This is a genomic window from Nostoc sp. CmiVER01 (genome assembly GCF_034531135.2).
In the GTDB taxonomy this organism is placed as follows: domain Bacteria; phylum Cyanobacteriota; class Cyanobacteriia; order Cyanobacteriales; family Nostocaceae; genus Nostoc.
Genome location: NZ_JAVRBU020000014.1, coordinates 248428 through 268527, shown reverse-complemented (window position 1 = coordinate 268527; position 20100 = coordinate 248428). Strand labels below are relative to the sequence as shown.

The 20100-nt window shown below is 39.7% G+C and carries 19 protein-coding genes; 6 read left to right on the top strand and 13 right to left on the bottom strand.

The genetic code is table 11. The annotated features are described in order from the left end of the window. Positions 1-227: 227 nt before the first annotated feature. A complete protein-coding gene (locus RMZ43_RS24755) occupies positions 228-2084 on the bottom strand; it encodes a DUF1565 domain-containing protein (RefSeq protein ID WP_416212085.1) in 1857 nt (618 codons plus the stop codon). 726 nt (positions 2085-2810) lie between these two features. On the opposite strand from RMZ43_RS24755, the gene RMZ43_RS24750 reads away from it, so the two are divergent. Together RMZ43_RS24750 and thiS are read left to right on the top strand one after the other, a co-directional pair. Then, a complete protein-coding gene (locus tag RMZ43_RS24750; protein ID WP_322653162.1) occupies positions 2811-3866 on the top strand; it encodes a thiamine phosphate synthase in 1056 nt (351 codons plus the stop codon). Between the two features lie 71 nt (positions 3867-3937). Further along, a complete protein-coding gene (gene thiS / locus RMZ43_RS24745; protein WP_322653163.1) occupies positions 3938-4150 on the top strand; it encodes a sulfur carrier protein ThiS in 213 nt (70 codons plus the stop codon). On the opposite strand, the gene blaOXA is transcribed toward thiS, so the two are convergent. Both blaOXA and RMZ43_RS24735 read right to left on the bottom strand, forming a co-directional pair. Then, the gene (gene blaOXA, locus RMZ43_RS24740; protein WP_322653164.1) at positions 4147-5052 is read right to left on the bottom strand and encodes a class D beta-lactamase; all 906 of its coding nucleotides are present in this window, start codon (positions 5050-5052) and stop codon (positions 4147-4149) included. The genes thiS and blaOXA overlap by 4 nt on opposite strands. A 75-nt stretch (positions 5053-5127) precedes the next feature. Continuing rightward, positions 5128-6345, bottom strand: a complete 1218-nt coding sequence (locus tag RMZ43_RS24735) for a glycosyltransferase family 4 protein (RefSeq protein WP_322653165.1) — start codon at positions 6343-6345, stop codon at positions 5128-5130. An 852-nt stretch (positions 6346-7197) separates the two neighbouring features. Between RMZ43_RS24735 and RMZ43_RS24730 the strand changes: the two genes are divergently transcribed. Together RMZ43_RS24730 and RMZ43_RS24725 are read left to right on the top strand one after the other, a co-directional pair. Next, positions 7198-8181 (top strand): DUF1517 domain-containing protein, encoded by a 984-nt coding sequence (locus RMZ43_RS24730; protein WP_322653166.1) that lies wholly within the window; start codon positions 7198-7200, stop codon positions 8179-8181. 331 nt (positions 8182-8512) lie between these two features. After that, entirely contained in the window at positions 8513-8893 is a 381-nt protein-coding gene (locus RMZ43_RS24725) for a calcium-binding protein (RefSeq protein ID WP_322653167.1), read from the top strand. 3 nt (positions 8894-8896) lie between these two features. Here the strand turns inward: RMZ43_RS24725 and RMZ43_RS24720 are convergent, their stop codons facing one another. The 5 genes from RMZ43_RS24720 to RMZ43_RS24700 form a co-directional block, all read right to left on the bottom strand. After that, entirely contained in the window at positions 8897-9457 is a 561-nt protein-coding gene (locus RMZ43_RS24720) for a sugar O-acetyltransferase (RefSeq protein ID WP_322653168.1), read from the bottom strand. A 106-nt stretch (positions 9458-9563) separates the two neighbouring features. Further along, positions 9564-10013, bottom strand: a complete 450-nt coding sequence (locus tag RMZ43_RS24715) for a hypothetical protein (protein WP_322653169.1) — start codon at positions 10011-10013, stop codon at positions 9564-9566. 60 nt (positions 10014-10073) lie between these two features. Beyond that, the gene (locus RMZ43_RS24710; RefSeq protein WP_322649311.1) at positions 10074-10454 is read right to left on the bottom strand and encodes a hypothetical protein; all 381 of its coding nucleotides are present in this window, start codon (positions 10452-10454) and stop codon (positions 10074-10076) included. A 136-nt stretch (positions 10455-10590) separates the two neighbouring features. Further along, positions 10591-10971: a hypothetical protein gene (locus RMZ43_RS24705; protein ID WP_322649312.1), complete on the bottom strand. Its 381-nt coding sequence runs from the start codon at positions 10969-10971 to the stop codon at positions 10591-10593. Positions 10972-10991: 20 nt separating this feature from the next. Beyond that, entirely contained in the window at positions 10992-11609 is a 618-nt protein-coding gene (locus RMZ43_RS24700; RefSeq protein ID WP_322649313.1) for a hypothetical protein, read from the bottom strand. Positions 11610-12556: 947 nt separating this feature from the next. On the opposite strand from RMZ43_RS24700, the gene RMZ43_RS24695 reads away from it, so the two are divergent. Beyond that, on the top strand, positions 12557-12952 hold the full coding sequence (locus RMZ43_RS24695; RefSeq protein ID WP_322649314.1) for a hypothetical protein: 396 nt from the start codon (positions 12557-12559) through the stop codon (positions 12950-12952). A 243-nt stretch (positions 12953-13195) separates the two neighbouring features. Here the strand turns inward: RMZ43_RS24695 and uvrC are convergent, their stop codons facing one another. After that, positions 13196-15073 (bottom strand): excinuclease ABC subunit UvrC, encoded by a 1878-nt coding sequence (gene uvrC / locus RMZ43_RS24690; protein WP_322649315.1) that lies wholly within the window; start codon positions 15071-15073, stop codon positions 13196-13198. 690 nt (positions 15074-15763) lie between these two features. On the opposite strand from uvrC, the gene RMZ43_RS24685 reads away from it, so the two are divergent. Then, complete coding sequence (locus RMZ43_RS24685) at positions 15764-15943, top strand: hypothetical protein (protein ID WP_322649316.1); 180 nt, start codon at positions 15764-15766, stop codon at positions 15941-15943. Between the two features lie 21 nt (positions 15944-15964). Here RMZ43_RS24685 and RMZ43_RS24680 read toward each other — a convergent pair whose 3' ends face one another. From RMZ43_RS24680 to RMZ43_RS24665, 4 genes are all read right to left on the bottom strand, one after another. Beyond that, entirely contained in the window at positions 15965-16387 is a 423-nt protein-coding gene (locus RMZ43_RS24680) for a response regulator (protein ID WP_322649317.1), read from the bottom strand. 484 nt (positions 16388-16871) lie between these two features. Further along, positions 16872-17756, bottom strand: a complete 885-nt coding sequence (locus RMZ43_RS24675) for an NF038130 family PEP-CTERM protein (RefSeq protein WP_322653170.1) — start codon at positions 17754-17756, stop codon at positions 16872-16874. Between the two features lie 415 nt (positions 17757-18171). Beyond that, positions 18172-19395, bottom strand: a complete 1224-nt coding sequence (locus RMZ43_RS24670; protein ID WP_322653275.1) for an LL-diaminopimelate aminotransferase — start codon at positions 19393-19395, stop codon at positions 18172-18174. A gap of 200 nt (positions 19396-19595) precedes the next feature. Continuing rightward, positions 19596-19931, bottom strand: coding sequence for a thioredoxin family protein (locus RMZ43_RS24665; protein ID WP_322653276.1), 336 nt, complete (start codon positions 19929-19931; stop codon positions 19596-19598). Positions 19932-20100 lie beyond the last annotated feature (169 nt).

Genomic DNA, 20100 nt, shown 5'->3' with positions numbered 1-20100 from the left:
CTTTATAAGGGGGGATTAAGGGGGGTAAAAATGTGATTAAAAGCACAAGATACCACTTTTCAAACATCCTCTTAAGGACTTCCAAATAAAAAAATATACCATCGCTATGAGGCAGGGGGCAGGGAGCAGGGGAAGAAGCAAGGGAGCAGGGAGTAGGGAGCAGGGGAGAAGAATTGTCCCCTCTGCACCCTGCCCTCTTCCTCTTTCCCATGCCCACAATTCCCTACTCAATTCAACGGCTCCATAATGGCTCTTAAACCTTTACTAGAGAGTGTTTTAAGCATTTCTTTAGCGTTATATTCACTACTAAATACTCCTGCTTGCATAACTCTTTGACCTTGCCAAACTGTGGGAAACGCACCAGGAGCAAGGAATCGCACTAAATCTTGATCTTTATTAGTTGCCAATGGCACTACTACGCGATAACGTACACCAAATTGTCTTGCAGAGTTACCACTATATGGAATACTTGCAGAACTTGTTTGGATATTGCGACTATTAGCAATAGGTATATTGCGATCAGGAAGTGGTAAAAGTGCAGAAGCAGATGAGGCAGAAGTTTCTTGTATTGGTAATGGCTGCTGTGCAACTGAATTGGATGGGTACTCAGGAGCAGTAAATTCAATCGTCTTAGGCTCAATCCGCACATAATTCAACTGTGGTGTATCAGATGGCTGTGCTGGATTGGGAGTTGCAACTCTTAAAGTGTCAGCTGGTATTTGTCTAACCGACAAGCTGCTAGGAGTAGGAAATCCGGCAACTTTAGAGGTCGGTTGCTGTTGATTGGATATAGGCGCAGAAAGCCGCACATTGGCTGGCAACGATGGCAGCTTTTGACTGTTTAATTTTGTCGGAACACGATTATTTGCTGAAATGTTGTTGCTAGTTTGCCTATTAGTAGTTTCAGGGATTTCGGGAGCCGAGAAGGTAATTTCCCCGCTTGCTGGTATTTCTCGTAACACATTGTTAGAGACAGAGGCAGGTTGAGAATTTTGGGTTGCAAGTGCTGTTGTACCGTTGATATCTACCTTACCAGTGATGCGATCGCTTACAAGATTGTTACCAGGAGCAGAAATCTCCTGTTTAGCAGCACTGGCGTTAATATCGTAGCGAGCATTATTTTGAAATTGATTACCCCCAGGTTCGGATGCACTACCCAAATTGGGCATTGCTTGAGCGATCGCAACTAAACCATCTTCTTTATTATTTTGAATAATATTATTTCGTAAAATCGGGCGGGCATTTGCTTGTACCACAATTCCGGATCTATTATTTTGAATTTGATTCCCTATGACTATAGGAGCCGCATTTTGGGCAATATTAATGCCAAAACCCGTTTCGTGAAAGATATTTTCCTTCACTTGGGGACTGGAGTTACCAGCAATTGTGATGCCATTGGCTCCATTGCGATCAAAATAATTCTTACTAATAGTAGGTGTAGCATCACCACAAATAGAAATCCCATCTTGAGTACTGCCAGTAAATGTATTTTCTGCGATTACCGGATTACTTGATTCAACCCATAAACCGTAACCACGGCGGTTTGGGTTCGTCACTGTCACCCCAGTAATTAAGGTTTGGTTTGCTCCGACAATTGCGACATTTTGACCGGCAAAGCTCCGGCTCAGGTAATCACCACCTCCCTGAATTACAATATCCTTACCTTGATTGCTAGGGTTGCCTTGAATTGAGATACCTGGTTTTAATATTAAGGGAAATTCTTCTCCTGTTTCGGCGCTATAAGTGCCTGTGGAGAGCATAATTACAGTATTGGCGTTAGCTAATCGTAAAGCTTGGGTAATCGTTTTCACAGGAGCGGATTCGCTGCCATTGCCTGTGTCATCTCCACCATTTGGGTTGACAAACAGCACCTTCTGAGAATTTGTTTTCTCAACCAGAGGTGCTGAATTTGGTGTTGATGGCATCTGAGCAATCGCGCTACCCAGGAACGCCGTTCCCATGCCTACGGTAAAAGATAATACTGATAAAATAAAAAATAAAAGCCTTGCTGATTTCAGAAACTTAAGCTTCGCAAGCATAATATCTACCCTATGGTACTTAGGAAACATCCGATGGTGAATCATATTTAACACAACTCCTTGGAAGTAACCATAAATTCTTATACTCTCTAAGAGTATTATCTAGATAATATTACTCAGATATTGAACGAGTGGGAATTTTTAAGACAGCGTAATAAATGATATTCTGTCTGTTCAACAATACCTTGTCCTAAAGGACACGCTATGCGATCGCCAAAATACCCCCACTCTCAAATTTGTTGAGCATCAGTGAAGCAATATATACAGTCAGCTTTAATAATCGGCTCAGATAATATTTTGGACGAGAAAGCGTCCTATTTAAAAGTTAAAATTTACTTTATAAATACTCTCTAAATAGTATCCATGCAGTCTCAAATTTAATTTACCCACTGTGGATTTTCCAGTGTATACGCTCTGGCTAGTAGCCCACGGCGTAAATAGAGCAACCATTTAAAATCCCTAAAAAGCCGATTCCATAATACTTTTAAATGCGTGAATACGTGAGTTTTGACTTCCGCCTTGCGGCGTTAGTCCTTTGCGAGCTTGTCGTTTACCCTAAAATACTTGACTAACCTTAGTGCAAAACTGTAGCCTCAAACTACCCTTATCACTGCCTATAGGAACATGGGATAATTTCCTGTAACCCTCACTACTACGTTATTTTGCGTATAGTCTGCAAAAATTGAGTAAAAAAAAGCAAATTAATTAACTATGGTTACTAGGATATATGATAATTCACACTTCGATGAAAGCACTAACGGGGTTGTTGTAATGGTCGAGCCATACAGCCAAAAAGAGCAGATACAACTTGTTGTCTACCGCATTTTAGATGCCAATTTAGACCGCGCTCGTGAGGGCTTGCGGATTATCGAAGAATGGTGTCGCTTTGGCTTGAACAATGCCCAGTTGGCTCTTGAATGCAAGCGGCTACGACAAGAGGTAGGCAAATGGCATACCCCGGAATTGCGGGCGGCGCGAGATACACCAGGCGATCCTGGGACTGAGTTAACCCATCCTCAGGAAGAACAAAGAGCTAGTATCAAATCGGTGTTGCAAGCTAATTTTTGCCGTATAGAAGAAGCATTGCGGGTGTTGGAAGAATACAGCAAGCTTTATCAGCCAAATATGGCTAAAGCTTGTAAGCAGATGCGCTATCAGGTTTATACCCTAGAAAGTAGTTTAATGGGTCATCAGCGCCATCAATTGTTATGGCGATCGCGTTTGTATCTTGTTACTTCCCCACATGAAAATTTGTTGAACAACGTCGAAGCTGCACTAAAAGGTGGATTAACGCTTTTACAATATCGTGACAAAACCGCCGATGATTCTTTGCGTCTAGAACAAGCCAAAAAACTCCGGCAGTTATGCCATATCTACGGTGCTTTGTTCATTGTTAACGATCGCGTGGATGTAGCTTTAGCTGTCGATGCAGATGGAGTACATCTCGGACAACAAGATATGCCTATTGCTGTTGCTCGGCAATTACTCGGTTCCCAGCGTTTGATAGGTCTTTCTACCACAAATAAAGAAGAAATGCAAGCAGCAATTGCTGAAGGTGTAGATTATATTGGCGTGGGGCCAGTTTATGAAACTCCCACGAAACTAGGTAAGGTTGCAACAGGTTTAGAATATGTCAGCTATGCTGCCAAAAATTGCTCAATTCCCTGGTTTGCCATTGGAGGAATAGATGCCAATAATATCAATGATGTGATCGATGCCGGAGCCGAACGTGTAGCAGTGGTGCGATCGCTTATGCAAGCCGAACAACCTACCCTGGTGACTCAATATTTGCTCTCCCAACTCAATCGCATTAAACCAGAACTTTGAAAGAGTCATTAGTCATTTGTCCAAAGTAAGTAACCAATACCTAATACCCCACTCCCTATTCCCCACATATTATGTCTAATGAGATTACCATTCAGGTAAATGGGGAAACCCATAGCTGTTTGTTTCAAACTTCTTTACCCGACTTGATCCAACAGTTGGGCTTTAATCCCCGCTTGGTAGCTGTAGAGTATAACGGCGAAATTTTACACCGCCAGTTTTGGGAGCAAACAAAAGTGCAACCAGGCGATCGCTTAGAAGTGGTAACTATTGTTGGTGGTGGTTAGTTGATTTGAGCGAGCAAGCCCAAATCTTTCAGGCTACGTCGTGTAATTTCGATGCGGGCGGGTGCATCCTCTGCTGTATCCATATCAAGGGTTGTTGCAAAAAAGTAGACGTTTTTGTTTTGCTCTAAATAACCCACGAACCAACCAATGTTTGGTTTGATAGTCGTTAACCATCCTGTCTTCCCCCGCAGTGTGTAGTCTGGAGTTTGTTCGCGTACCATAATGTCTTTGACAAGATTTATTGTTCTTTGGGAGAAAGGCAAATCGCTTTGATATAACCGTTGCAAAAACTTAATTTGCTCTTTGGGTGTAATTTGCAATATCTGCTGTTGTAACCAAAAACGATCAATGTCTGCGGCTGTGCCAATTTGACGGTTCCCGTAACCTACTTTGTTAATAAATTGCTGCATTCGTTCATATCCAGCCCTACGTGCTAGTACTTGATAGAACCAAACAGTTGAATCTTTAAAGGCTTGACGCAAATTAGTATCATGATTCCAAGCATTAACTTCTCGGTGAATTCCATCCCAAGTTAGAACCGCCACATCATCAAGAATTACACCTGTTTCTAAAGCTACTAGCGCGTTAAAAATTTTGAATGTTGAAGCTGGAGCGATCGCAGTTGCATTACGTTGAGGATTATGTTCATAGAAGCGGTTATTTTTTGAGTCGTAAATCAATATTGAGCCTTCACGCCCGAATTCTTGGAAGTGTCGCCCTAAATTTGGTGTTTTAACAGCAAGACGTTCAGATGAGGTTGAAGCAGGTTGAGCCACAACATACATTGCCCCAAAAGTAATTAAACTTAATACAATAAGACATCCAATAACTATAAAAATAATAGCTTGCGTTCGGTAAGTGCGCCGAAGGAATAGACCTGTCCGAAACAAGATATTTTTCATTGCATTTTTAATCGAATTACCAGCGAGATTCTACACCGTAATCTTGTTCATTTCCAAAGCTATCAAAACTGCGTCTCACCCCTCTGATTTATACAGCGATCGATGAAGGGTTCTACGCTTGGCTAATTCTTTACCTTTGCGCCCAAGCTGCTCACGTAGTTGCTGGTCTTTGCACAACCGATTGAAAGCTTGAAACACTTCATAACCAGAATTGGGATTAACCAATATTCCATTCTCTTCATGCTGAACTGTATCTAGAACACCGCCTAAGCGAGGGGCAATTACAGGCTTACCGAAGTAACTTGCTTCTAAATAAACCATACCAAAACCTTCCATGCTATTAGCTTTAGTATCCAATAAAGTCAGCATGGCAAATATGTCGCAAGCAGCATAATAACCTGCTAATTCTCGCTCAGGTACATATCCGGCGAAGTGGACATGCTTATCTACCCGCAAACGATGCGCCAAAGATTTTAGTTCCGATTCACTTGACCCTTGACCGCAGATTATATAGTGAACATCAACCCCAAAAGTTAGCAATAGTGGGATGTTATCAATTACTTGATCGAAACCTTTATGTTTTACTAACCTTCCAATGGAAAGAATAACTATTGCTGATTCGGGAATGTTGTACGCCTGACGCACGCGAACACGTAAATCATCAAGGCTACTAGGGCTTGCTACATTATTACCAAATTTTTCTGGTCTGACTACCGGGTTAATGACGTGGGTAGGAGTATCTAATCGCAAAGCAGTTCTGAGGTAGTCTCTTGTATAAGAACTGTTACAAACAATACCTTCGGCTCTATGAAGTGTTAATTTAAATAGCGATCGCAGCACGGGATTGTGTAAAGTACAATGAAAATCATCGCCGTGCAGATAGATAAAATAGCGAATAGGTAAGAAATAGCTCAATAGCAACAGCGAAGGGAAATCATAGCCGTGGCCCCACTCTATATAACGGTAGTGATAGCGAAAATAAAGTCTGATTGCTAGGACAAATGAGCAGACTATATTCACCAAAGGCTTCAGGATACTTCCCACAAAGCCACTACGCCAGTATCTAGGATAAAACCAGCGATATACGGGAAACTGTTGACCTTGATCAAATACTTTGTCTCCTGAGCAACTAGCCGCCAGCACAATCACTCGTTCTGGATCTTGAAGACAGCGATTATAGATATATTCCCCAATTACAGCTTCTTTCGGCAGGAAAATCCGGGATATGACTAAGATATCTGGGTATGCAGCTTTGTCTCTGATTTCGGCTGTTAGTTGAGAAATATGTTCCATAATAAAGCTGATAACTTTACTTCAAATAATTTTTAATTTATTTACAATTAGGATTATTTTCAAAGCCTTAATTCTTATTTTATTTCTTTTAAAACGAATGTGGTAGACCAATTGGCAGCCGATTTTACAAGATTAGCCAGAAAGATTGTTTTTTTTATTGTGTTGATTTTATTTTTGCTCCAAATTTCTCACTACTTGAGAATTTCTGTGCATGATGAACAATAAATCAAAGTTAAGACTTGTATGTAGCCAAATTGATCAGTAAATAAATGTTGCGAAAATTATGAAATCTAGCTACGTTCAATAGAATATTCTGAATCCTCTAGGCTGTTGTACCAAAATACCAAAAAAATTGATCAGTACTTGAGAGTGATCTAGCGTCTGGCTGCGTTTAATGATGAGCATTATGGACACTTTTTTGCCTACTGTATAAAAGTAAGTTTAAGGTTATCGAATGTAACAAATACTACTTTTATTTAAAAATGTCTTCCCACCTTTGATCAAATAAGTAGGGTGAAGTATTAAAAAATTAGTCAAAATAATCATTAAAAATTAAAAGCATCTGTATAATTCCAGACTGTAGGCTGAAAGTGCTATTCCAAAATCTAGCAGCAATAGTTTCTGTGATTGTAAACATATCTTAAGGTACGGTTCCCCAGTCGAGAAATCCCCCCTGCGATCGCTGCCTACCCAACAGAAGACGCGGTAGATTGAATATGTAGCCAATACTTGTGAATGCTACGTGAATGCTACAAAGCAAGCTTTTACGGGCTGGCGTTAGCGAAAGATTGAAAGACTCCTACCAGCATGAGGAGAAATCATAAATAATTCAGTTTTCCAAGCGATTGTATTATGCGTAAAAAACTACAACAAACCATCAAACCACTGTTAAAAAGCTTGTTAGCACTAGGACTGGTGTTAACTTTGGCTCTTAGCCACGCCGATGGAGCATTAGCGGCCCGCAGTGGGGGTCGAATCGGTGGTGGCTCCTTTAGAGTACCTTCCAGCCGCACCTATACACCGCGCACTTATGCACCTCCTGGCGGAGGCGGATACTATCCTGGTGGTGGTTTTGGTGGTGGTTTTGGCTTTCCCTTCCTACTTCCTTTCTGGGGTATTGGGGGAGGATTTGGTGGTCTATTTAGCATCTTAATTTTCTTTGCGATCGCTAATTTCATATTGCAAACTTTCCGCCGCGTCTCTAGCGGTGAAACTGGCGAAGCAGATTACACCAGTAACTCTCCGGTTTCTGTGACTCGTTTGCAAGTAGGTTTGTTAGCTCAAGCCCGTGAATTGCAAAATGAACTCAACCACATTGCTGAAACTGCTGATACTAATACCCCAGAGGGGAGAGCAGAAGTTCTACAAGAAGCCAGCCTAGCTTTACTCCGCCATCCCGAATACTTTGTATATGCAGGTGGTGGCACTCAACAAGCCAGTTTAAATTCAGCTGAAAGTCAGTTTAATCGGCTGTCACTAGCAGAACGCAGCAAGTTTAGTGAAGAAACTATTTCTAACGTCAACAATCAGCTAAGAGGGGCCCTTGCCAAAGATGCTTTACCTCCGGCTGGTGAACTCGACAACCCCACCCGCCTATTTACTGAAGGCCCTGGTGAATATATTATCGTCACCTTGCTGGCGGCGACACTAGGTAAGTTTGAAATCCCCACAGCGATTAACAGTGCTGATGATTTGCGTCAAGCGTTGCGGCAAATTGGTAGTATCCCCAGTGAGAAACTTCTGGCAATTGAAGTTCTTTGGACTCCGCAAGCTGAAAATGATACCCTGACATCTGACGATGTACTGGCAAATTATCCTGATTTAAGACTTGTTTAATTTCTAAAAAATTTCGCACTTTAGTGCGAAGAAAGAACCTGCCATGTTGGCGCAACAAATAAGTTACCCTTTGAGGGCAATAATTAGAAAACCGTTTGTCATTGACAAGCGGTTTTTTGTATAACTTAGATATAGCAAGAATTACGCACTGAAAACTGAAACCTAGATTTACTAATCCCCTTTAGAAAAGGGAGAACCCTAAAAGCCGCCTTTTTAAGGGTGTTGGGGTATCTCTGATACCTAAATCTTATATTCTTTATTTTAGAAAAATTATTCTTAGCTAAGATTTTGGTAGTATTATCAAAATGCATTATACGTAAAGTGTTATCTTATGCCTAGTGTTGAAGCCGACGAAAACCGAGAGCATCGCATTAAAACAGAGATCATTGTAGATGCTGAAGATAAAGAAGACCGGGCCATGGGTTGGTACTATTACCTCGAAGAGACTCTGAATTTTCCCTTTATGGCTAAATGGGCAAAGAAGGCACGCAAATCAGGTTCTACCGAGGAGAAACCAGTGGAAGTGCTGGGAATGGCCCCAGATGATGAGTGCTTGAAAGATATGCTTGTAGAAGTGGCTTACATTAATGGTAAGGATGATGATGTATATTCTGCAAAGTTATCTGAAATAACAGCCATTGATGCTGACAGCGAAACTGAAGAAGCGATCGCAGACTGGCTCTATTGGATTGCCAGAGGATATAAATTTTAAACTTTAGGATAAATATCGAATGACGCGGCAGGGATTGCCAGCAGCGACAACATTCTCAGGTATATCTTTGACAACGACACTGCCAGCACCAATGGTTGTGTTATCACCAATAGTTACACCTGGACAAATAATTGCACTGCCACCAATCCAGACATTATTACCAATGTTAATTGGGGCAGCTAATTCTTTTCCAGAAAGACGAATTTCTGGCTCTGTTGGATGATAAGCAGTATAAATTTGCACATAAGGAGCGCATAAGACATTTTCACCAATATGAACTGTATTGCAGTCTAAAATTACACAACCATAGTTCATATAAAATCTGTCGCCAGCAAAAATATTACTGCCATAATCACAGTGAAAGGGTGGCACAATTGATACCTTTTCACCAAGCTTTCCAAATAATTCTTGCAAAATTTGCTGCCGTTGCTCTTGCTGTTCTTCGGTTGTAGAATTGTAACTTCGCAACAGACGACTAGCTCGCTTACTTTCGGCAGCCAATTCTGGATCATCCGCCAGATATAATTCGCCTGCGAGCATTTTCTGTTTTTCGGTTTTTTCCATTACACCAATTTATAACTATCAAGTTGGGTTACAATCAAACAGCGATCGCTAAGTGTTTGTACAGCTGAGATTTGCGTAGGCGTAGCCCGTCGTAGACATCGCCCATCTAATTTTGTAGGTTAAAGGATGCTTTATTGATAAGGATATCATTTTGAAATCTAAGTGTGACACTCCAGTATGGATTGATATCTGCTCTTTGAGATTCGTAATCAGTCAAGTAAACATCTTGATTGTTCCACTGATAAATCTTTTCATGTATTTGTCCATCAGGGGAGTCAATATTGTTTTCATAAATCAAGATACCATCCCAACCTAGAATGGAACGAACTTCATCATAAGACATGCCTGTAGATATAGAGTTATATAAATTTCCCCTGATTTCAGATGACAAATTTATCTGTTTAAGCTGTATAGTCTCACTAGTATTTTGATTAAATACTTTTAACATATAATTTATAAATAAGGTAGGCATTGGAGCCATAGAAACAAATCTATGGAAATAGATAAATGCAATCCATGTCAATAAAGCAACAGCTAAGAATATTGAATATTTCATAAAAAAAGGGTGGAATAACCACCCTACAACTTTCTGCAATAATATCAAGTAGGGTAATAACTAACGAATCCCTGCACTACTTTCGTGGGTAGTGCTATATGAATTCATAATAGTATTGATCGTACCCCATACTCTAGCTGTTCTCTCTTCATAAAAACTACCATTTAGTTCACCACCAGTATTTTGAACAGTAAAATTTTTAAAAAATTCTCCGATTTTACCATTGTTATACTCAGTTTCAACTTTACGATCAATGTAAATATTATTAGAAGAAGAGTTGTAATCTTGGGTACGATTTGAATTGGTTACATTATCGATGTTGAAATTAGTCTCTGTTCTGCTTTGCTGAATTGTCCATTGGTTCAACACAAAAGTCTCACCTGCTAAAGCAGGACTAGTCAACAAAGTAGCAAGAATAGATAAACCGAGAACTTTCTTCATTACTTTGTCCTCATAATAAATTAGTTGCCTTTGTCAGAAAAACTAATCTTGGCAAAGTAACTCAAATAATTACCAGGGTGGATTAACCACCCTAGAATTTAAAATCTTTTCAAATTACATCAAGCACTATTAAGAACTAACGAACACCTGCACTGGTTTCGTGACTATTAGTATATGAGTTAGTTGTAGTATTAATAGTACCATTAAGGTTAGTCCAATTAGTTTCACTATATTTACCATATAGCTCACTACCTGCTGTATTATTGATAAATTCATCAAAGGAAATATCTGTACCACCAGCAGGTGTACTGATATTAATATCACCATCAACGTAATCCTTTTGAGCCCAAGAATCGTATTTTTCGTTACGTTGAGAAACAGTCTTAGAATCAAGCATTAAATTGGTCTTTGTTACGCTATTACTCCATGAATTTTCGTCACGCACAAATGTTTCACCAGCAAAAGCAGGAGTAGCTAAGAAAGTAGCAAGAATAGCAAAACCAAGAACTTTTTTCATGAGTTTCTCCTCGTTATAAATTAGTTGTCTTTTTCAGCCTCATTTTTAGGTAATTCTTGAGACTGAAACTTAGGAACCTTGTTAGATTCATTTGTATTAGTTCTGTTTATAGCAACCCCTTTACAGACAGCAGAAATAGTAGGAAAGCTGTCGGCGGTTAGTTGGATACCAGCACTGATTAATTCAGCACAGGCACGGGCATTGATAATCTCTACATCATATTGAGTCTTACGAGAAATAGTTTCAGCCATTTGCTTGCAAGTACTCTCTAGACTTCCACCCAAAGGGAAAACTATAGCAGCATTCATAGCATAAGAGGCGTTATTAGATAAACTAATCCCGTCATAGGAACTCAAAGAAGTCCCTAATATTAAAGATGGTCGTGGACACACAACATTTATTCCAGCTACTCCTTGAATTTTATAAGTAGCCGATTCACCAAGGTTGTAAACTCCTGTTTGATTAATTGCAGCAGAATTCCGTTGTTGATTATCAAGAGTCTGCTCTTGATTAGGCTGAGATTGAGAATTAACAGAGTTGGTAACAGATTGTGCTTGGGCTTCGAGGTTTATGCTAACTACTCCGAGTAGACATAATAAGGAATGGTTAGTAAATATTCGTAGAGTTTTTTTAAACATTTGAAGTTTTTTAGATATTGCAAAGCAAGGGCATTAAAAGTCATAGATTAAGTAACTTGGCAGAATCAAACCAAATGTTAAGAAAGATAAATTCAATAAAAATTGTCTTTCTTCTTACCTCCTACCTCCTACCTCTTGCTTCCTGCTTTATCCCAACGACAAATTTTTACGTTGGTCTACTCGATTTACTAATTGGGTGCTTTACCTCATTAAAACAATAACGAGTATCATAGCTGTAGCACTTGATTTACTCTTTAAAGTGTTGAGGTTTCTGAACTTTTTCTGTTCGTTATTCATCACAAACTAATATTCTCAGCGATCAAAAAAAAACGCGAGGGGGGTTTTGTGGGATTAAGTGGGAAATTGGCAAATATTAATATTCGTAAAGCGCCTATTTGATTAGCTATAAAAAAGAAGAAAAAATCAATTTTTTTTAAAGCAATGATAATAAAAAATTAAAGTTCAAATAAAGCTTAAATAAAACTTTTGAAAAGTAAGTCAATAGAAGCGCATTTCTTAAAGATCAAATAAACTCCATCATAAATTAGTTAATACCTTGTATCATTACAAATACTTAGATAAAAAATATTTCAATCATTTCAAGTTCATAAATTTTATATGGCTCCTATTTGGCTTTTGAAAAAACTTCCTACTCCTTTACCTCTCTTCTCTCGTGTTCCCTGTCTTCACGAGTAAGTTGATAGATCATCAAATTAGATTGTTATACGAACTATTAACAATTCAAAATTACTGTGCTACTTGCTTGTGGTAGCCTCTCACCCAACTTGTACCCCTCCGGGGAAGCAAGCTACGCACAGTGTCTCCGACAGGATAAGGAACTGCCGTGAGTACCCTAGCAACATAGTAGCTTCCTTTGGGAGGGTTTTAAACCCTTTACTTGACGATAATTAAGCATCTACATTAAATTCATCAGATTAGTTTGACCTATGAACATCCAAGAGTTATTAATTATTGCGGATAAAGTGGTATCGAAATCATCTGGCAGACACTTGACTGATTTACAAAGCGATTTATTAAAAGCATCTTCTGAAAATCAGACATACGAACAGTTTGCCAACGATCGCGGCTACTGCCTCGATTATATAAAGAAGGATGTCGGGTCTACGTTATGGCAATTGCTATCTCAAGCATTAGGAGAGAAAGTTACCAAAAAGAACTTCCGACAAGCGTTAGAGCGATATCAACAGGCTGAAAAATTTGTGAGTTATGACGAAAAAGAAAAACAGCAATATTTTGGCATCTATCTGATGTTTTGGCTTTTTAAAGAAGCACAGAAAAATTCGACTTTTGAGAATCGATACTACAGCATAGATGCTGAGTAATACTGCTGTTTTGGAATTCAAAACTTCACTAATTGAAAATTTCAAATACTTATTAGGACTTACGCAAGAGTTATGGAATAACGAACCACAGAGGGCGCAGAGAAGCCAGTACGTTGGGCGGGTTCCCCGACTTGTACCGCTAAAGCGGAACCCGCAGGGTAGCAACTGGCGCGACACGGAGAAATCAGAGTTTTAGAGATATTTTGCGTAAGTCCTACTTATGTCAGATGCTTTTGGGCCATATCAAGAAGGATGAAAATAATCATAAATTTCTTGAGCCAAACGCGGGCCGATTCCTGGAACCTCAGCAAGTTGTGTGGGTGCAGCTTGCCGAATATAATCAACTGAGCGAAAATGCCCTAGCAGCTGCTTTTGTCGATGATGTCCTAAACCGGGAATTTCATCTAAACGCGATCGCTTCAATTTATCACTGCGTTGCTGACGATGGAAAGTCACTGCAAATCGGTGCGCTTCATCCCGCAACCGCCGCAACAACTGCACCCCTGATTGTTCTGAATCAGTTGTTAAGGGTTTAGACTCTCCCGGTAAAAAAATCTCTTCTCGCTGCTTCGCCAAACTAACAACTCGCAAGTCTTCTAATAAATTCATCTCTTGCAAAACGGCGACAACTGATGATAATTGACCTTTACCACCATCAATCATGATTAAATCAGGCCAATCTGGATTACCCAAACGTGCCAACTGTGGATCTTCGCCATACTTACGGAACCGTCGCCCAATAACTTCAGCAAGACTAGCAAAATCATCCGAATGTCCCGCCGTCACTGTGGGATTTTTGATTTTGTAGTGGCGATAATGCTGTTTAGCGGGTAAACCGTCGATAAATACGACTTGCGAAGCTACTGCATTTGACCCTTGAATATGGGAAATGTCATAACCCTCAATGCGGTGGGGTACATCTGGTAAATCAAGAATGGCTGCTAAATCTTGCATTGCTTGGTCATTGCGATCGCCTAGTTTTTGCATTCTTTGCAATTCATACTGGGCATTTCGCTCTACCATCTCAATTAATTCTGCCTTAGTTTGCCGCAAAGGAGTTAAGATTGTGACTTTTTTCCCTTTGCGTTGAGTTAAGACATCCGCCAATATCTCGCTATCTGGTAAATCATGCTGTACCAAAATCTCTAAAGGTATTTCCACTGAGTCAGCAGTTTGGTAATGTTCCTCTAAAGCTCGTTGTAAAATAGCTCCTGGTTCTGCATGAGCATCCGCCACAAAGGCCAAGCGTCCCACCAATTGTCCAGCGCGAATCTGGAATAGTTGAATGCAGGCGTATTCTTCATTGGCTGCTAGTGCGATCGCATCCCGCGAAACTGTATCATCTGGTAAGGAGACTTTTTGATTGGCTGTTAGCGACTTTAACCCAGAAATTTGGTCACGAATTCGCGCTGCTGACTCAAAGTTCAAGTTTTCAGCTGCTGCGTTCATCTGTTGAGTCAAAATATCAATTAGTTCCTGAGTTCGCCCTTGGAAGACCATCGCTATTTTTTGTACAATTTTGCGATATTCTTCTGGTGAAATCATCTGTTGACACACGCCCGGACACCGCCCTAAATCATAATTTAAGCAAGGGCGGTCTTTAAAAAGTGGTTGAGGCCGTTGTCGCTGCGGGAAGATCCGCTTACACAGGCGGACAATTTCTCGTAAAAGACCAGCATCAGTATAAGGCCCGTAAAATTTATCCTTTTCTTTGCCGAATTGACGTTTACGGGTAATAAAAATTCGCGGATAATCTTCTGACCAAGTGATGCAAAGATAGGGATATTTTTTATCATCTTTGAGCAGCACATTAAAGTATGGCTGGTGCTGCTTGATCAAATTTGCTTCTAGGGCTAACGCTTCGGCTTCGGTATCAGTGACGATGAATTCAATTTCTGCCACCAACTTCACCATCGTGGCGATACGTTCACTCTTGTTGTAGCCATCCCGGAAATAGGAACGGACACGCGATCGCAATTTACGTGATTTACCTATATATATAATGCGATCGCTACTGTCCCGCATGAAATAAACCCCCGGTTCCGGTGGAATTTCAGCTAGACGATTTTCCAGCCGTTCTGGCTCTTTAAGCAGTGGTAATATTTGAGTAGATATTGTCACAACTAAAATTAGCTAATCTTTCTTTATTTTAAGAAAAATTATTTTTTCGTGCCGATTTAAAAAAGTATTTATTAAGTAAATGTAAAGTAGTTAGGCTTTTAGTCTGTACATAGAGAAGTATGTAGCCACTTTTGAAGCTTCTTGCAGAGTGGCTTAGTTTCCGACGATAGCAGGCGCACCATCTCAATTAACAAGACTTGGGGCAAAATGCCCTTGTTAAAGGTAGACAACAATACTGATAGTGGTTCATGCCGTTAAACTTGATTAGTTAGTTTGTCATAAAAACCCTGTAGGCACGCGTTAGCGCAGTGGTACCTTAGCATAGCGGGACAAAGCCCAGTCCAATTTCGTGTTTTTTTAAAGTTATCACAATAAAAGCTTGGCTTTTTGAATTTATATTTAGCATTTTAAAATTAACAGTTAATTTATTATTCCAAAATTATGTTTTATCAAAACTATTTAATTTTCTTCATCTAGCTAAATTTATATTTTTATTATTAAAAGTAATTAAATTTTTTAGAATTGCTTATATAAATATTTAGATAAAATGAGATAAAATTTATTCTTAAGTAAGATTTTTGAATTTTATTTAAACTGATAATATTAAGCGATTTAACGGATTTAGGAAGTTAAATTTACGAATATCATAGAAATATAGCCATTAAAATAATTTCAGGAAAAAATTGAAGTATGAATCTGCAAGAGTTTGAAGGCCAATACCGGGAAGCTATGGCTGAAACCCTCAATGATCTGCAAACAGCAGTTTTGTTGTTAGCGCAATTACAAGATAGAATTTCAAAAGTTGGCAGTTCTGTGCAACATATTAGTGAGCGAGTTGAAGAGTTCATTGCAGACCAAAAAGCGGAATAAAGGCACGCCCAGCAAAAAAGTTTATTTGTGAAAGCAAGTCAACTCTTCTTCAATCGTAAGTATAAGATCCTTGAGTTTTATAGGTTTGACAAAATAGCGGCGTGCGCCTAAACTCATGGCCAGGTCTTGATCGGCTTTAAACGCAAAAGCTGAAACCACAATAATAGGTATTTTTGACAAATCAGGTTTTTGCTGGACTTGTTTTAAGAGCGAATAACCGTCAACATCCGGCAATTTCAAGTCTAATAACATTAAATCTGGCTGAAATTTTTCTATAGTCGAGAAAAAAGTAGAGCCTTCTGATAAGCTTTCGACATCGTACCCAGAGTAAATTAGATAGTCACTCAGTAACAATCTATTGAGATAATGGTCTTCAACGAGCAAAATTCGTCTAACTTGGTGTGACTGCAATGGCTGATCTATATTGAATAACTGTGATGTCATTGCTACCTATTATCTAATTATGTTAACTAAAAGCCAACTATTATTACCGTAAACGAGAACGCTAGTACATTTAAACTGAAAAACCCAATAAAAATTTGATTTATGTAATCTAGTTAAAGATATGAATAAATTAAATTTAGCTACACTCTAATACTTCAAAAGCTTTTATTACAAGTTCTTTTAATCATAATTTAAATAAACAGCTACTTTTAAAAATAGAATTGCCCAGGTATTATGGTAAAACTACTTAAGTAATACTATAACTAACGCTATGTTAAGCCATACCCATTCCACGAAATATTTATTAAAAGTCCATTGGTAGAGGGATATAGATTTAAATCCTTATCACCGACTAATTTGTTGCCAATATTTTTATAAACAGTATAACCTAGAAGCTTAAATAATCTTATAGCTGCAAAAAAGTATTCATAAAAAAAGGGAGGTGACACCTCCTTTACTTATTTGTAGTTTTGAACCCGCAATCTTAAATAGATGCTTTTTTAAACTTGCGTTGGGTAGCAAACACACCAGCAACACCCAACAGACCAAGCATTACGGATGGTTCTGGGACTGCTGCGGGAGGTACACCTTTGATAGTGACTTCATAATTACCCGAGTGGGATATTTTATCACTTATTTCAACTAAATCAGACTTGTTAGCTTTAAAGCCATACAAGTAATCAGTTTTGCCGTCATAAGTGTATTTGACAATTTCACTTGCTTGTAATGGAAAGAATGGGTTAGACGGCAGCCCTAAAAGGGGTGCGGCATCAAAGTGACCTGCTAAACCAATACTAATTAAACCACTAGTGTCATCTTGATTGACATAGGAAATATTTGGGTCACTGAAGCGTTGAAATCCCCCCTTTGTAAGAAAACTGTTAAACAAAGTCTGTTGAGTATAGCCGAACGTAGTGAGTAAAGGACTAGTGATACCATTAGAACTTAGAGCCTGGTTAAACCAGGTGTTAGCTAAGTTATTTAACCCATACGTCGTAGTTGTTTGGCCGGCTCCAAACCAGTCATCAGAAGTGAGGCTGCTTAGAGTCAGGGTTTTCCCACCGATTGTACCTGTCAAGGTGGTATTTTTGGTAAAATCAAAACCAGCTTGTTCACTACTAGCAGCTAGCTCCACATTTCCAGTGGGACTCGCAGCGTCACCATTTAGAACTTTTTGTACATTTTCACTAGTATTTGCTACTGTGAAGGTATTTGTAGCATTGGAATCATAGACTAAATAATCACTGGCTGCTGTTCCACCAATAGTAGCATCGGTGAGGGTTCCAGCCTGTGCTGGTACAGTGGCAAGAGTGCTTACACCAATAGCCATTGAGGCACCAATTAAAAGTTTCTGAAAAGTCCTTTTCATTTTTTCAAGTCTCTGTGAGTTTGGAAGTTAAGTTTTAAACTACTGCCGTTTCTAAGCTTGGCCTGTCTTGACTACAGGCTTTTTGGCAATACAACTCCTTAAAAGGGCGACCTGCATTGTTGAAATTTTTGGTATCTAAGCGTACAAACCAAGTTTAAGAAACGGGGAGACCTGATTGGGTAAAGTTCCTTTTGTTATCAATAAAAAGATGACGAATATTTTGATGTTATTTTACGTTTAATTACGTAATATGCTGGCTTTTAATCGTTTAAAAAACAACAATACAATAATTTTAAATTTAGTATAGTACGGTTATTCGTAGGGACGCAAAAACGTGCGCCACTACCTCTAGGGCGTGTGTTCTATCCATAGACTTTGTTACAAAAAATCTTTGGTGTTTAGCTTGAGAAAAAATTTAATAAAGGAACTGAGCAATTCTTTCCACAGCAGTTTCTAACAAAAGTGGCTCATGCACCAAGGCAAAGCGGACATATCCTTCTCCAGATTTGCCAAAACCAGCACCTGGAGAAGCTGCTACACCAGTTTGTTTGACTAGCTGGGTACAAAATTCGATGGAATTTTGACTCCAATGTGAGGGCAGTTTTGCCCAGATGTACATTGTGGCCTGGGGAGTAGGAACATTCCAGCCAATGCGGTGTAAAGCATTGATGAAAGCATCACGGCGCTGCTGGAAGGTAGCAACAGCAGATTTTACCCCAAGTTGAGGGCCAGTTAGGGCTGCGATCGCACCATTCAAAATCCCCCGATACTGATTAAAATCAACGGCGGCTTTTACCTGGCGTAAAGCGTTAATTAACTCGGCATTACCGATGGCGTAGCCAATGCGAAAGCCGCCCATATTGTAGGACTTGGAAAGGGTAAAAAATTCAATAGAGACGCTTTTATCTGGATCAGCTTGCAGAATTGAAGGAGCTAGGGCTTTTGGATTTTGAATTTTGGATTTTGGATTGAGAGAATTATCTACCGACTCCCTAGTTTCCTGAAATACCAAATCTACATAGGGGAAATCGTGAACCAACACAAGATTGTGTTGCTGACAAAAGGCGACAGCTTCTTGGAAGAAAGATAAAGGAGCGATCGCAGCAGTGGGATTGTGAGGATAACTTAATACCATCATCCGCGACTGAGCCAAAACTGGGGCAGGAATATCAGCAAACACTGGTAAAAAGTCGTTTTCTGCCCGTAGTGGCATCGGGTAAATTTGACCACTGGCTAGGTAGACACCCCCGGCATGGGAGGGATAACCTGGATCGAGCAATAGAGCAAAATCTCCTGGATTGAGTATTGCTAGGGGTAAATGGGCAGTACCTTCTTGAGAACCAATTAGAGGTAGTACCTCAGTTTGAGGATCGACTTTAATGCCAAATTTTTGTTCGTACCAGTTGGCCGCGGCTTCACGAAACCCAAGAGTTCCGTTAAACAACAGATAGCCGTGGGTACTGCGATCGTGAAGAGATTGGGCGATCGCCTCAATGACATGTGCCTGGGCGGGTAAATCAGAAGACCCCAACGACAAATCAATTACTTGTTGTCCAATGGCCAAAGCGGTCGCCTTGGCTTTGTCCATATCAGCAAATACATTAGATTGCAGGGGTTGTAAACGTTTTGCAAATTCCATGTTAGTCATTTGTCCTTTGTCATTTGTCCTACCCTGTGGGTTCGCCCTTGGCGTTCTCGAAGAGTAGCCGCAGAAGCGTCTATGTCATTTGTCCTTTGTCATTTGTCCTTTGTCAAATGACCAATACTTCTCTACTAGAGGCTGCGCCAAGGGCAACGCTCAGTACAAGTGACCCATGACCAATGACCAATGACCAATGACTAATTATTATTTAAGTGGGTATCTAAAAGTTCGAGTAATTTATCTTTACCGATGACTCCCTCAGTGGATATCAAAACTTCTTGGCCTTGAAATAGTCTGAGGGCGGGTACACCTTCCACTTGGTACTGCTTAACAGTAAGTGGGTTGGGGTCAATTTCCATTTTAACGACTTTGAGGCGATCACTATATTTGGTAGCAGCTGAGTTAATCAGGGGGGACATCAATTGACAAGGCCCACACCAGGAAGCCCAAAAGTAAACTAATACAGGCTGTTGGGCTTTTAATACTTCTGTTTCAAACTCAGCATCAGTTATGGTGATTACAGCCTTACTCATTGCAGTCTCCATCAGGTGGCGATCAAAGTTGGCACACACAATACTTTATCCCAAAGTCGTCAATAGTTTATAGTCAATAATTCATAGTTATTTTGACTGTTAACTATTGACTAATGATGTAAAATCCCACAACCAACAGGCGTGGGACTAGCTCAAATAAGTTTTCTGC

Bases quoted from the DNA above. Each gene is read 5' to 3' on its own strand.
- RMZ43_RS24670 (WP_322653275.1), bottom strand. From the start codon at position 19,395: ATGGAATTTGCAAAACGTTTACAACCCCTGCAATCTAATGTATTTGCT.
- RMZ43_RS24755 (WP_416212085.1), bottom strand. From the start codon at position 2,084: ATGATTCACCATCGGATGTTTCCTAAGTACCATAGGGTAGATATTATG.
- RMZ43_RS24675 (WP_322653170.1), bottom strand. From the start codon at position 17,756: ATGAAAAGGACTTTTCAGAAACTTTTAATTGGTGCCTCAATGGCTATT.
- RMZ43_RS24735 (WP_322653165.1), bottom strand. From the start codon at position 6,345: ATGGAACATATTTCTCAACTAACAGCCGAAATCAGAGACAAAGCTGCA.
- RMZ43_RS24695 (WP_322649314.1), top strand. From the start codon at position 12,557: ATGAACATCCAAGAGTTATTAATTATTGCGGATAAAGTGGTATCGAAA.
- RMZ43_RS24725 (WP_322653167.1), top strand. From the start codon at position 8,513: ATGCCTAGTGTTGAAGCCGACGAAAACCGAGAGCATCGCATTAAAACA.
- RMZ43_RS24680 (WP_322649317.1), bottom strand. From the start codon at position 16,387: ATGACATCACAGTTATTCAATATAGATCAGCCATTGCAGTCACACCAA.
- RMZ43_RS24700 (WP_322649313.1), bottom strand. From the start codon at position 11,609: ATGTTTAAAAAAACTCTACGAATATTTACTAACCATTCCTTATTATGT.
- RMZ43_RS24710 (WP_322649311.1), bottom strand. From the start codon at position 10,454: ATGAAGAAAGTTCTCGGTTTATCTATTCTTGCTACTTTGTTGACTAGT.
- RMZ43_RS24665 (WP_322653276.1), bottom strand. From the start codon at position 19,931: ATGAGTAAGGCTGTAATCACCATAACTGATGCTGAGTTTGAAACAGAA.
- RMZ43_RS24730 (WP_322653166.1), top strand. From the start codon at position 7,198: ATGCGTAAAAAACTACAACAAACCATCAAACCACTGTTAAAAAGCTTG.
- RMZ43_RS24750 (WP_322653162.1), top strand. From the start codon at position 2,811: ATGGTCGAGCCATACAGCCAAAAAGAGCAGATACAACTTGTTGTCTAC.
- RMZ43_RS24685 (WP_322649316.1), top strand. From the start codon at position 15,764: ATGAATCTGCAAGAGTTTGAAGGCCAATACCGGGAAGCTATGGCTGAA.
- thiS (WP_322653163.1), top strand. From the start codon at position 3,938: ATGTCTAATGAGATTACCATTCAGGTAAATGGGGAAACCCATAGCTGT.
- RMZ43_RS24705 (WP_322649312.1), bottom strand. From the start codon at position 10,971: ATGAAAAAAGTTCTTGGTTTTGCTATTCTTGCTACTTTCTTAGCTACT.
- blaOXA (WP_322653164.1), bottom strand. From the start codon at position 5,052: ATGAAAAATATCTTGTTTCGGACAGGTCTATTCCTTCGGCGCACTTAC.
- RMZ43_RS24720 (WP_322653168.1), bottom strand. From the start codon at position 9,457: ATGGAAAAAACCGAAAAACAGAAAATGCTCGCAGGCGAATTATATCTG.
- RMZ43_RS24715 (WP_322653169.1), bottom strand. From the start codon at position 10,013: ATGAAATATTCAATATTCTTAGCTGTTGCTTTATTGACATGGATTGCA.